This window comes from Bradyrhizobium sp. SZCCHNS3052 (genome assembly GCF_032484495.1).
Lineage (GTDB): Bacteria > Pseudomonadota > Alphaproteobacteria > Rhizobiales > Xanthobacteraceae > Bradyrhizobium.
In genome coordinates this window covers 304789-317787 of record NZ_JAUETB010000002.1, presented here as the reverse complement: position 1 = coordinate 317787, position 12999 = coordinate 304789, and the positions used below count along the sequence as shown (strand labels likewise).

Genomic DNA, 12999 nt, shown 5'->3' with positions numbered 1-12999 from the left:
TCCAGACCGCCCTGCGGCAGACCAGGAGAAGGCTATGCCGTTTGTCGCCTGTCTCGAATTGGCTGTCGGCAATACACGCCGCATGCCTGTCGGGCTGTCAAGCCAACCCGCGACCAATGAGCGTGATGATCCCGTGAACCCACTCGGTGATCGGCAACAGCCCTGCCCTGTCGACAATCAGCAGAATTGTCGACCACAGAGCCAGCCGCTCGAGCACGAGCCGGCCGATCCCCAGCAAGATGAAGACGAAAGCCACAAATCCCGCAAGCAAGGCGTTGAGGAACCCTGCGCCGACTGCAAGAAGAACACAGAAGAGGACCGTGCTCACGCAGACGGTGCGCAAGATCGATCTTAAAACGAAAACCATATCCTTCACGCCGGCGCCCCCTCTTACCAACGTTAGATCTCATGCGGCGGAACAATAGCCGCCAAAGCCCCTGGTCATCATGTGTAGCATCTTCGCTGGAAGACTGCCCAGTCGCACAATCCCCGCTACTGTAGAACAAATATCTACTGGCGTTCTTGACACTGATTCGTCGGTTGAACCGAGAAGGAGTGATGCGAGCGCTCAAAGAGCAATAGTAACGCGAAACATCACAAATGACGCGAGTTCCAGGGTCTGTGCCAAGCCGAACATTTTACGTTGTCATGTTCCCGATTACACTGCTATGGAGGTTGCCTCCAGATGGCAACATCCATAGCAGCCGGCGCGCTGGACGCAGCGGCGAGCCTGAGCGTGTCCATTGATCGAGCGATCCAGCCGAGCCATGTCCACCGGACCACGATCCGGCTGCCGATTGTGCGGTCAGCCGATCTCCCCGCAGGCGCTCCCGCTTGGTGAGCTCCCGGTCTGCAACCGGTTCGCGCGTGAGAACCATGTCCAGCTTCGGATAACCCTCGACATCGTCGCGTGCGACACGTGTCAGCTCGTCCAGCTCCGCGAGCCTCCACCGCCAGACGTGCTTGTTCCCGAGGTGCCATGGATCCGCTACCGGGAGCCGGAAGGCCATCTCGACGCCCTGGTCGGAGAACTGCTGTCGTTGAAGCCGCGGGCCTGCACCGCCCTCGGGACCGGTCCGTTCGAGGGGCCCCTGCTGGGCAGGTTGCAGGCCCGCGGGCTCACCGCGAGCGCCCTTGCGCTCGGCGCCGCCGGCGCTCCGGGGCGCTATCCCTATCTGGAAACCTGGCAGGCCACCCTCCGTGCCGACCGGCTGGCTGCAGAAGCGACGCAGCTTGGCACTTTCGACATCGTATCGTGCCGCTACATCCTCGAGCACACGCCGGAGCCGGTGCAGGCGCTGCAAGCGCTCAGGGTTCTTCTAAATCCCGATGGCCTGCTGCTGATCGAAGTCCCCGACAGCAGCAAGTTCCTCGCGGCGCGCGACTACTGCTTCCTGTGGGAGGAGCATAGCTGCTACTTCGTCGAGGACACGCTGCGGCGCCTGGCTGAGGTGAGCGGCTATCGCGTTCTGGCCCTGCTTCGCTATCCGGGCGCCCTGGAAGATGCCCTGGTCGCCGTCCTCACCCCGGCCGATATTCCCGCCACTCCGGTGAAGCCCCGCGGACCTTCCAGCCTGTTCCAGGTCTATCGTGACAATTTCGCCCCCGCCCGCGCGCGACTGCGCAGCAAGCTGACGGACCTGGCCGGTCCCGACCGCGACCGGATCGCGCTGTTCGGCATCGGCCATCACGCCATCATGTTCGTCAACGCCTTCGGCCTGGCCGACCTGATCGCGGTGGCCGTCGACGATGATGCGGACAAGACAGGCTTTTTCCCCCCCGGCTTCCGTACACCTGTGGTAGGCTCCCAGCGGCTGCTGGATGACGAGCGGATCAGGCTCTGCCTGTTTGCGATCGCGCCGCACATCGAGGGCAAGGTGCGTGAAAAGCTCGCGCCGCTCGCTGCCAGGGGCGTGGAATTCCGCTCGATCTACGCGGCGCTCGACAATTCGATCATGAGGGATCACGCATGACGCTCGTCCAGAAATCCCCCGAGGTATTCCTGGCCGAGGGCCCCATTTCATCGGTGGGCGCGGCCGAGATCAACACCCTGAAGGCCGCGGTGAAGGCCAGCCCGAAGCGGCGGGCCCGCATCAACGCCCATCCGGACGGCGATGACAGCCTGCATGAAATGATCATCGCGATCGATTCCAGCTCCTACATCCGTCCGCACAAGCACCCCGGCAAGAGCGAGGCGTTCCACATCATCGAGGGCGAGGTCGATATCGTGGTGTTCGACGATGACGGCCAGATCGAGCGTGTCGTCGAATTGGGGCCGCCGGGCGGTGCGCGCCCCTTCTACTATCGCATGTCGAATGCATTCTTTCACACCCTGATCATCCGCAGCGACCTGCTGATCGTGCACGAGATCACCAACGGCCCGTTCCGCCCCGGCGCCAGCGTGTTCGCCAACTTCGCGCCCGAGGACAGCGACGCCGCCGGGGCCGAGGCCTATCAGGCCGATCTCGTCCGGCGTGTCGCCGCACGGCAGGGCGTTGCCGCATGACCAGCCATGCCGTCGTGGTCGGCGGCACCCGCGGCCTCGGCCGCGTGGTCGTCGAACGCTTCCTGGCGCGCGGCTGCGCCGTCAGCGTCGTGTCGCGGCAGCGCCCGGCCGATTTTCCCGATCAGCCCGGCTTGAAGCATTTTTCCGCCGATCTCGAGCGCAGCGAGAGCTTTGCCGGGCTCTGGGGTGAGATCGCCGAGGCCAACGGCCCGGTCCGCTACCTCGTCCTGAGCCAGCGCTTTCGCGGCCAGGGCGATCCCTGGGCCGGGGAAATCCAGGTCGGCCTGACCGCCTCGCGCGACCTGATCGAGGGCTTTTCCGGCCATTTCGCTGACGATGGCGACCGCGCCATCGGCGTGGTCAGCTCGGTCTATGCCGAATTCGTCGGCAGTTCGCAGCCGGTCGGCTACCATGTCGTGAAGGGCGGCCTCAACGCCATGGTCCGGCATTACGCCGCGACGCTCGGCCGGCGCGGCATCCGCGTCAACGCGATCATGCCGCTGACCTATCTGAAGCGCGAATCGCGCATCTTCTATGAGCAGAACGAGAAGCTGATGGAGACCTACCGCAAGCTGGTCCCGCTGGGCCGGCTCGGGACGGCCGAGGAATGCGCCGACGCCCTCGACTTCCTCTGCAGCCCGCGCGCTTCGTTCATCAACGGGCAGAGCCTGTTTCTGGATGGCGGAGTGTCCACAGTCTGGCAAGAAGAGGTCGCCAAGAGCTTCGCCGGCCTGTAAAACCCGCCGCAAATTCCTCTTCGGCCGACCGTCCCGCCTGCGGGATCGCCAACCCAGGATCGACACCTCATGCAGCACGTCAAGCACAAGACCGATTGCCGCCTTTGCGGCTCGACCTCGCTCGATCACGTGCTGCCGATCAGGCCTTCGGCGATCGGCGACGCGTTCGTGACGGCGGACCGGCTGGGCGAGAAGCAGGACCTCTACCCGCTCGACTGCTATCTTTGCCTCGACTGCGGCCATCTGCAGAATCTCGACGTCGTCGATCCCGACATCCTGTTCCGCGACTACACCTACCGCACCTCGGTCTCGCTCGGCCTCGTCGAGCATTTCAAGCGCTATGCGCAATCGGTGGTGTCCTCGCTCGCCATCCCCAAGGGCAGCCTGGTCGCCGAGATGGGCAGCAATGACGGCTCGCTGCTCAAGGCGTTCAAGAACGAGGGCATGCGCGTGCAGGGCATCGACCCCGCCCGCGACATCGCGGCGACCGCCACCAAGGAAGGCGTGCCGACGATCCCGGATTTCTTCACCAGCGCGCTGGCGGCCCGCATCAAGTCGGAGCAGGGCGAAGCCAAGCTGTTCTGCGCCAACAACGTGTTTGCGCATATCGACAACATGTCCGACGTCGTGAAGGGCATCCGCCTCCTGCTCGCCGACGACGGCGCCTTCGTGTTCGAGGTCTCCTACATCGTCGACATGATCGACAACATGGTGTTCGACACGATCTACCACGAGCACGTCTCGCATCACGCGCTGATCCCGCTCGAGACCTTCCTGAACCGGCACGACATGACGCTGTTCCACGTCGAACGCACCGGCACCAAGGGCGGCTCGATCCGCGCCTTTGCGCAGCCGAAATCGACCGGCAAGCGCCCGCGCTCGGCGGAGCTGTCGACGCTGATCGCCGAGGAGGAACGGCGCGGCGTCACCAAGCCGCAGATCTACCGTGACTGGTTCGTCGCCATCGAGAACTGCAAGCGCCGGGTGCTCGCTACTCTCGACGAGGCCATCGCCGCGGGCAAGCTGGTCGCGGCCTACGGCGCCTCGACCACCACCACCACCCTGCTCTACCATTTCGAGCTGGAGAACCGGATCAAGTTCATCGTCGACGACAACCAGCTCAAGCACGGCCGCTTCAGCCCGGGCGCCCACATCCCCGTGCTGCCCTCCAGCGAGCTCGCGACGCGAAAGCCCGACATCGTCGTCGTCCTCGCCTGGATCTATGCGGACCCGATCCTGAAGCGCAACCAGGCCTACCTGGACGCAGGCGGTCGATTCCTGGTGCCGCTGCCGGAGCCGCGGATCGTCGACGCCTCGGGCTCGGTCGCGATCTGAGCCGCGGCGGCGGCCTGAGCTGACCGGTTGACAGTGCCCTCGTAACATGGTCCAGCAAGCCCCGGCGATGGGCCGCCGGCGTGGCGGGGGTCCAACCGCATTCAGCTGGTAAGACAAACACTTACGGCTCTCGCGAGGTACAAGGATGACCACCCTGACCGATGGACAGGTCGAGCGGTTCGTGGTTGCGGATCGGCGTCGCATCTCCTGGGCGCGCTGCCGCGAGGACATCGCGCCTTTCATCACCCGTCACGTCACCTGGCGCGCGCTCGCTGCCGGTGACATCCGATCGAAATACCGCCGCACCATGCTGGGCCCGTGGTGGATCACGGCCACCAACGCGATCACCGCCCTGATCATGGGCACGGTGGCTGGCCGCTTCCTCGGCGCCGACATGAAGACCTACCTGCCCCACTTCATGGTCAGCATGACCATCTGGAGCTTCATCTCGTCCTCGCTCAGCGAGGCCTGCTACACGATGATCAATGCAGGCGGCATGATCAAAGCCGTCGACATGCCGATCCTGATCCATGTCATGCGCATGGTTCAGCGCAACCTGATCATCTTCCTGCACAACATCGCGGTGATCCCGTTCATCTGGCTCGTCTATCCATGGTCGGTCGGGTTCGGAATGGTCCTCGCCATCCTCGGCCTGATGATCGTCTACGTCTTCGTCGTCAGCGCCTCGGTGATCGTCTCGATGATCTGCGTGCGCTATCGCGACGTGCCGCCCGTCATGGCGGCGGTGCTGCAGCTCCTGTTCTTCATCTCTCCGATCATCTGGGAACCGTCGAGTATCCGCGGCGGCGAGCTCATCGTCACGCTCAATCCGATCGCCTATCTCTTGTCGGTCACGCGCGGTCCGCTGATGGGCGACGTTCCCGGCCTTGCGACCTGGGCCGGTGCCATTGGATCGGTCGCGGTCCTGACCGCCGCCATGATCTATATCTACACGCGCTATCGGTCGCGCGTCGTGTATTGGGCCTGACATCATGGCCGGGAGCTCTGGATCCGCCTCGAATGACTCTCATTGAAGCCAAGCAAATCGGCATCGAATTTCCGGTCGCGCCGCCGAACGCACGATCATTCCGGCATCTGGCCATCAAGGCGGCCTCGCGCGTCGGCGGCCGGGTCTCGAAGAGCGACGGCTCGTTCCAGTTCGTCCAGGCGCTCGATGACATCAGCTTCACCCTGAAGCAGGGCGACCGGCTCGGCCTGATCGGCCACAACGGCGCCGGCAAGACCACGCTGATCCGCGTGCTCGCCGGCATCTACGAGCCGACGCGCGGCTCGCTGCGGACCGTAGGGCGTAACGTTCCGATGTTCGACATCGGTCTCGGCATGGACGAAGAGGCCTCGGGCTACGAGAACATTCGCACCCGCGGCCTCATCCTCGGGCTCTCGCCCGAGGAGATCGAGCAGCGCGTGCCCGAGATCGCCGAATTTGCCGAGCTCGGCGACTATCTGGAACTGCCGATCCGGACCTATTCCTCGGGCATGCTGCTGCGTCTCGTGTTCTCGATCGCAGCCTCGATTCACGGCGACATCATCCTGATGGACGAGTGGATCGCGGTCGGTGACGCGCAGTTCCGCAAGAAGACTCACGGCCGGCTGCAGGACATCACGATGCGCTCGGGAATCGTCGTGCTCGCCACCCATGATCATGGCCTGCTGCGCGACACCTGCAATCTCGGGCTCTATCTCGATGGCGGCCGCGTGCGGGCCTTCGGCGCCCTGGACGACGTTCTGAAAGAGCTGCCCAAGGTTTGAGCGGCCGGGCTCGACAGCATGCGGCAGGAAGCTCGCTGAACCATGACCACGACGCCCGCCCGCGCTGCCTCCCCGACCGTCACGCTGGTCGTCCCGAACTTCAACCACGCCCACTACCTGCCCGAGTCGCTCGGCAGCATCGCGAACCAAACCCGCGCCCCCGACCGCGTCATCATCATCGATGACTGCTCGACGGATGACAGCATCGCGGTCATTTCACGCTTCGTGGCGGAACGGCCGAGCTGGCGACTGATCCGCCACGAGACCAACCAGGGTGTCGTGCGCGGTCAGAACGAGGCCCTGGCGATCGCGGACACCGAATGGATCGGTTTTCTCGGGGCCGACGATGCGCTGCATCCGGCTTATCTCGAAAAGGCGATGGCGCAGGCGACCACCCATCCCGAAGCCGGTCTGGTCTTCGCCTGCTGCGAGATCATCGGCCCTCAGGGACCGTCCGCAAAACGGATGCTGCGGCCGGTGATGCTGCCGGCTTCCGCATCGGCGATGCTGACGCCGGCCGACGTTCGCCACGCGCTGCGTTTTGGCGACAACTACTTTTCGGGCACCACCTCGCTCTACCGCCGCACGGCCTTGCAGGCGCTCGGCGGATTCGACGTCAAGCTCGGCTCGTTCTCGGACGCGTTTCTCGCCCGGCGGCTGGCATTGACCTATGGCTGCTGCTTCATCGCCGAGGCGCTCGGCTACTGGCGCATTCACGGCCAGAACTATTCGACGGCGACCGCAACCGATCCGGCTTCGCTCAACGCCAAGCTCGCGGAGATCGGCGCGCTGATTGCGCAAAGCAGGCTGTTCCCAAAGGGGTATGAGGATGTGTTCGCCCGGCGCAATCGCTTCGGCGCCGCGCGGATGGTACTGGGCGGCGATACGGCAGCGTCGGCCAAGGCTGCGCGCGTATCCGCCTTGCTCGACGGCAATGCGCTCGATACGCACCTGCTTGGGCTGATGTTGAGCCTCGGCTCAAGCGGCCGCCTCGCTGCGCTGGCTTGGATCACCTTGCGGACGCGGCCGATGTCGCTGTCTCGCCTGCTCGCCCAGACCGCCACCCGGCGGGCGATCTTGTCCGCCACGCCCGGCTATCGCGCGTCATGACGGTCCGCGCCCCCTTCGGCTCTCTCCGGCGCCGCCTCGGTGCGAAGGCGGCGCCTGCGCCGATCCGCGCGACGCCGACGGCGCAACCATCGCCGCAGGCGCCGCGCAGCCGCTGGTCGCCGCGGACGTGGCTGACGGCATCCGCATTTCGTCTCTATGCGTTCCTGAGCGCGCGGCGCCGGCAATTGCTGCCGCTGACCACTCGCGCCGCGAACATCGTCGACAGCAGGCTCATCGTTGCGCCGGCCGGGGCGACGCTGCTCCGGCTGATGGACCGGCAACTGGCAAGGGGATCGCGCCTTGGCCGTTTGCTGGCGCTGACGACCTCGACCACGTTGGCCGCCGCCGCGCAGGTTCATCTGGCCGCCAGCCGCAAGCCGAGTGCGCTGCGTGCGGTGCGGATCTTGAACCTGATCTTCCGCAGCAACGTGCGTGCGCGAGCCGGTATGGGCGCGCAGGCCTATTTCACCACGCTGGCGCTGTGCAGCGCCTATGACCGGATCGTGCGCGACGTGCCACGGCCCGAGACGATCGACAGCTTCGCGATCAATTTCGCGGTCGGCGTCGCCCACATGTATCGCGGCAATCTGCCGGTCGCGGCCCATTTCCTGACAGCAGCTGCGGCCTCCGGCGACGGCAACGCGCTGCGCAAGCTCGGCGCCGTCCACGCCCTGGCCGGCGACCACGTCCGGGCCGCCGCCTGCTTCAGGGCGTCGGTCGCGCGCGATCCCCGCTCGGTGATGGCACACCAGAACTATGCCGGCGGCTATGATCCGTCGACCTACACGCCGAGCGCCTGGGAGCTGGAGCATGCCGGCGAGCTCCTGATCTACGACAATCTGATCCAGCTCGGCGAGAACTTCTATCACCAGGGCCGTTACGACGACACGTTCCGCTGCTATCAGGCCGCGCTCGACCATCAGGACGCCTTGGCGGCCAAATGGTCGATTCCCGGCGCGCTGATCGATCGGATTGCCGGCGCCAGCAGCATCTTCGATCCCGCGCTCCCGGTCCGGCTGCTCGGCTACGAATGGGTGACGCTGATCGGCCACATCGGCTTCATCGACTGCCATTTGCGCATGGCCGCGCTCGGCATGCTGCCGCGCGCCAACTACGTCCTGCTTGCTCCGGCGAGCAAGGTGGTCAACCAACCGTTCCTCAGGCTGTTCGCGCCGCATGTCACGATCGTCGAGGACCCTGCTCTCGTCGACGACCTGCTGCCCTATCAGCGGCTGGTCGGCGACCAGTTCATCGCCGTCCGCGGCCAGGACGGCCTGGCCGAGCCATGGGCCCACGCGGCGTCGCGCGCGCAGGTCGCCTGGGCCGAACAGCGGCGGCTGCCGATCGTGAAGGTCCCATCGGAGCTGATGGACACCGGGGCTGCCAGGCTGCGCGCCGCAGGTGTCACCGCGGACTGGTTCGTCGCGATGCACATCCGCGAGGGCGGCTATCATGGCGACGGACCAGGCACCACGCGCCAGCATCGCTCCGCCAATGTCGGCGACTACCTGGACGCCATCGCCGCAATCACCTCACGCGGCGGCGCCGTGGTCAGGCTCGGCGATCGCAGCATGACGCCGCTGCGCGGCATGGCCGGCGTGTTCGACTACGCGCACAGCGACATCAAATCGGCGGAGATGGACCTCTATCTCTGCGCCGCAGCTCGTCTGTTCGTCGGCACGACATCGGGCCTGACCACGGCCGTGCAGGCGCTGGGAACGCCGATGCTGCTGGTCAACTGCATCTCCAACGACTGCCAGTTCTGGCATGACCGCACCGACTTCACCGTGCGGCCGGTCTATGACCGGCGTGGACGGCGCTACCTCTCGCTGCGAGAGACCTACCGCCAGCCGCTGCAGGCGCTGCTGATCGACACCGCCGTGCTGGCCCGTCACGGGCTCGAAATCCACCCCAATACCGCACAGGACATCACGGCAGCCGTCCGCTACAAGCTCGATTGCCTGGACGGAACCGGCAGATCCCTGCGTGAGGGCGGCCCGCAGCTTGATCGCTATCGCGCAGCGCTCAGCAGCAACCCCTACAATTTTGGTGCTGCGCTACCGGTCCCCGCGTTCCTGGACCGTCTGCCCGAGCTGCTGCACTGAACGCGTAACCCGGCCTCGGTTCGATCAACGCCCGCGACGGCCATAGCGGGTCGTTTTCCAGTGCTTCGGGGCTCCCGTTAACCTCCGAGCAAGATCGATGCCCTGTAACTTGGGATGGTCGCGATTCGGCTCGGCAGCGCGTCGATACGGTCGAGCCATGCGCCGCTCATGCGATTAGCCGGAACTGAGGCAATGCCCGGAGTGTCCACCTTACAGTCGGTCACGACCTCACCTCCGTACGACGCGGGGGTCCCTCCGCCGTCGAATCCCGTGGAGCTGCCCGACGAGGCGGTCCAGGCCCAGCTCGCGCAGGGCGACTTCGGCGGGATCGGCGCGGTCACCGCGGTGAGCGCCGGCGGACTGACAATCAATCTGCTGTTCGACACGGCGGCGATGAATGCACCGGCAAGCTTTCGCGCCGGCATTCAGCAGGCCGCCGCGATCCTCACCTCGATGATCTCGGATCATATCACCGTCAACATCAAGATCGACTATAGCGGCGTCGGCGGCGGCGCGGCGGCCGGTCCTGACGGCGGCCAGTGGATGAGCTATTCGAGCGTCAGGTCCAACCTGATCAACTATGCCAGCCCAGGCGATACCACCTTCAATGCCCTGCCGGCGGGATCCAGCATCCAGGGACAGTCCTACGTCGCGGTGTGGAATTCGCAGCTGAAGCTGTGGGGCGGCCTCGGCGCCAACGATGCAACCACGGACGACGGCAGCGCGACCTTCGCGACTGACATCAATTCAAACCTGCTGGTCGGCGTGGCGCTGCACGAATTGACGCACGCGTTCGGCCGCGTGCCCTACGGGCCGCAGCCGGACGTGTTCGACCTGTTCCGCTTCTCCAGCCCGGGCGTCCGGCTGATGACCGGCGGCGCGACGGCGGGGACCGCGTATTTCTCGGTCGACGGCGGCTATACGAAGCTCGCGGATTACGGCCAGTCCTCGGACCCCAGCGACTTCCTGAACAGCGGCGTGCAGGGCGGCAACGATCCGTTCAACGAATTCTACACCTACAGCACGCTGCAGACGCTGACGGCCGTGGATCTCAAGCAGATGGACGCGCTCGGCTTCCATCTCGTTTCCGCAACGCCGGTGACGATCGAGGCGCTGGGATCGACCAGCCTGGTGCAGCTCGGACTGAGCTACTTCCTCAATCCGGTCGGCGGCGGTACCGGACCGCAGATCAAGTTCGGCGGCAGCATCGTCCAGCCCGGACAAATGGGCGGCTGGACCCCGATCGCGGGCGAGACCAGCGGCAGCGGCTATCAGGTCGCCTGGAAGATGTCGGGGGCGGATCTCTACACGGTGTGGAATGTCGACAGCAGCGGCAACTACACCGGCAATGCCATCGGCGCCGTCTCGGGAGGCACGGCTGCATTCGAGGCGTTCGAGACGTCGTTCCATGAGGACTTGAACGGCGACGGCATGATCGGCATTCCCACGACGGTCATCGAGGCCGTGGGATCGACGAGTCTCGTCCAGGCCGGCAACGGCTATTTCCTCAATCCCGTCGGCGGCGGCACCGGCCCGCAGGTCAAGTTCGGCGGCGCCAACCTGGTGGTCGGTCAGCTCGGAGGCTGGACGCCGATCGCAGCCGACGTCGTGGGCAGCGGCTATCAGATCGCCTGGAAGATGGCCGGCGCCGACCTCTACACGGTCTGGAATACCGACAGCAGCGGTGCCTATACGACGAATGCGATCGGCGCGGTCAGCGGGACCAACAGTGCGCTGGAAGCGCTGGAAACCAACCTCCACCAGGACCTGAACGGCGACGGCACGATCGGCATTCCGACCACCGTCATCGAAGCCCTGGGATCGACCAGCCTCGTCCAATCCGGATCCAGCTACTATCTGAACCCGGTCGGCGGCGGCACCGGTCCGCAGGTCACGTTCGGCGGCTCCGTTCTCGTCGTCGGTCAGCTCGGCGGCTGGATGCCGATCGCGGCGGACACCGTCGGTGGCGGCTATCAGATCGCCTGGAAGATGACGGGCGCGGACCTGTATACGGTCTGGAATACCGATAGCAGCGGCGCCTATACGAGCAACGCGATCGGCGCCGTCAACGGCACCAACAGCGCGCTGGAAGCACTGGAGACGAACCTCCATCAGGATCTGAACGGGGATGGCACGATCGGCATCCCCTCGGCCGTGATCGAAGCGCTGGGATCGACGAGCTTGGTGCAATCCGGTTCGACCTACTTCCTCAATCCGGTCGGCGGCGGCACCGGGCCACAGATCGTGTTCGGCGGCAGCGTCGTCACCGTTGGTCAGCTCGGCGGCTGGAACCCGATCGGCGCAGAGAGCTCCGGCGGCGGCTACCTGGTCGCCTGGAAGATGGCGGGAGTCGACCTCTACACGGTCTGGAATACCGACAGCGGCGGCGCTTACGTCAGCAATGCAATCGGCGCCGTTCCGGGCGGCTCGGCGGCGCTGGAGACGCTGGAGACCAGCTTTCATCAGGATCTGAACGGCGACGGCACCATCGGTGTGCCCGCGCACGTCGCGGCGAGCACGCAAGCCGTGACGCTGGCCGGTGGCCCGGACGTGGTCCTGACGGTGCCCGGCAGCTTCGGCGGCTCTCTGATCGGGTTCGGCAGCAGCGGCGATCAGATCGACCTCAACGGCATCGCCTTTCATTCGCTGCAGGCGCATTTCGACGACAGCAGCGGGCTGCTGTCGCTCAGCGACGGCGCGAGCAGCACCTCGTTGCATTTCCTCGGACCGCTGTCGCAGGACAGTTTCCGCTTCGCCAATGACGGCCAGGGCGGCACGATGATCTCGGCGGCCGCGGGTCCGGCGAGCGGCCCTGCTCCGCAGGCCGTCTCCCTGGCAGGACACGACACCTTCGTCTTCGCCGAGCATTTCGGCCAGGTCAGCGTCGCCGACTTCCATCTGGGCAGCGACGCGATCGTCATCAGCCACGACCTTTTCGCAAGTCAGGCGGCTCTGCTGGCGTCGATTCACGACGATGCGGCCGGCAACGCCGTGATCACCGATGCCGCGCAGGACACGATCACCGTCCAGCACGTCACGACGGCAGACCTGCTGACCCATTTGTCCAGCTTCCACCTGGTCTGATCGGCGCGCCAGCGGTCTTCGGGGCAGGCTGGCGGGAGCGATCCGCTGCGGCGCACGCTCCGATCTCCGCGACCGTCCGGAGCTGCCACCCCCGAACACAATCAATGGTTGAAATCGATCAAACAGATCGAACAATGACGTATGGCCGGAGCCGCCATTCTTCGGTACCATTTTATACAAGATCGAGGGGCATCACTGCGCGATGCTTCAATCCCATTTCGCCTGTCGGCCTCGAGGACAGGATCACCATCGCTGCATGCATGCTTTACCAATCTGGCCGTACCGAAGACATTCCTGACCGTTGGCGGGAAGCTGCCGAGTCCCTCATTTTCGATCCTGTTGCTGGCGGCCG

At 65.4% G+C, this 12999-nt stretch carries 10 protein-coding genes; 9 read left to right on the top strand and 1 reads right to left on the bottom strand.

Going from position 1 to position 12999, the window contains the following annotated elements; genetic code table 11:
* Nucleotides 1–97: 97 nt before the first annotated feature.
* Nucleotides 98–367: a hypothetical protein gene (locus QX073_RS09660; RefSeq protein WP_315777190.1), complete on the bottom strand. Its 270-nt coding sequence runs from the start codon at nucleotides 365–367 to the stop codon at nucleotides 98–100.
* A 400-nt stretch (nucleotides 368–767) separates the two neighbouring features.
* Between QX073_RS09660 and QX073_RS09655 the strand changes: the two genes are divergently transcribed.
* From QX073_RS09655 to QX073_RS09615, 9 genes are all read left to right on the top strand, one after another.
* Nucleotides 768–1973 carry a class I SAM-dependent methyltransferase gene (locus tag QX073_RS09655; protein WP_315712827.1) on the top strand — a complete coding sequence of 402 codons (1206 nt, stop codon included), beginning with the start codon at nucleotides 768–770 and terminating at the stop codon, nucleotides 1971–1973.
* Nucleotides 1970–2506, top strand: a complete 537-nt coding sequence (locus QX073_RS09650; RefSeq protein ID WP_315712828.1) for a WbuC family cupin fold metalloprotein — start codon at nucleotides 1970–1972, stop codon at nucleotides 2504–2506. Before QX073_RS09655 ends, QX073_RS09650 begins: the two co-directional genes overlap by 4 nt.
* On the top strand, nucleotides 2503–3243 hold the full coding sequence (locus tag QX073_RS09645; protein WP_315712830.1) for an SDR family oxidoreductase: 741 nt from the start codon (nucleotides 2503–2505) through the stop codon (nucleotides 3241–3243). Before QX073_RS09650 ends, QX073_RS09645 begins: the two co-directional genes overlap by 4 nt.
* A gap of 69 nt (nucleotides 3244–3312) precedes the next feature.
* On the top strand, nucleotides 3313–4578 hold the full coding sequence (locus QX073_RS09640; RefSeq protein WP_315753257.1) for a class I SAM-dependent methyltransferase: 1266 nt from the start codon (nucleotides 3313–3315) through the stop codon (nucleotides 4576–4578).
* 145 nt (nucleotides 4579–4723) lie between these two features.
* Nucleotides 4724–5566, top strand: a complete 843-nt coding sequence (locus QX073_RS09635) for an ABC transporter permease (protein WP_315712833.1) — start codon at nucleotides 4724–4726, stop codon at nucleotides 5564–5566.
* A 32-nt stretch (nucleotides 5567–5598) separates the two neighbouring features.
* A complete protein-coding gene (locus QX073_RS09630; protein WP_315712834.1) occupies nucleotides 5599–6348 on the top strand; it encodes an ABC transporter ATP-binding protein in 750 nt (249 codons plus the stop codon).
* Between the two features lie 42 nt (nucleotides 6349–6390).
* Nucleotides 6391–7458 (top strand): glycosyltransferase family A protein, encoded by a 1068-nt coding sequence (locus QX073_RS09625; RefSeq protein ID WP_316225669.1) that lies wholly within the window; start codon nucleotides 6391–6393, stop codon nucleotides 7456–7458.
* Nucleotides 7455–9563, top strand: a complete 2109-nt coding sequence (locus tag QX073_RS09620) for a TIGR04372 family glycosyltransferase (RefSeq protein ID WP_316225668.1) — start codon at nucleotides 7455–7457, stop codon at nucleotides 9561–9563. The genes QX073_RS09625 and QX073_RS09620 overlap by 4 nt, the downstream gene beginning before the upstream one ends.
* A 192-nt stretch (nucleotides 9564–9755) precedes the next feature.
* Entirely contained in the window at nucleotides 9756–12647 is a 2892-nt protein-coding gene (locus tag QX073_RS09615) for an NF038122 family metalloprotease (RefSeq protein ID WP_316225667.1), read from the top strand.
* Nucleotides 12648–12999: the final 352 nt, after the last annotated feature.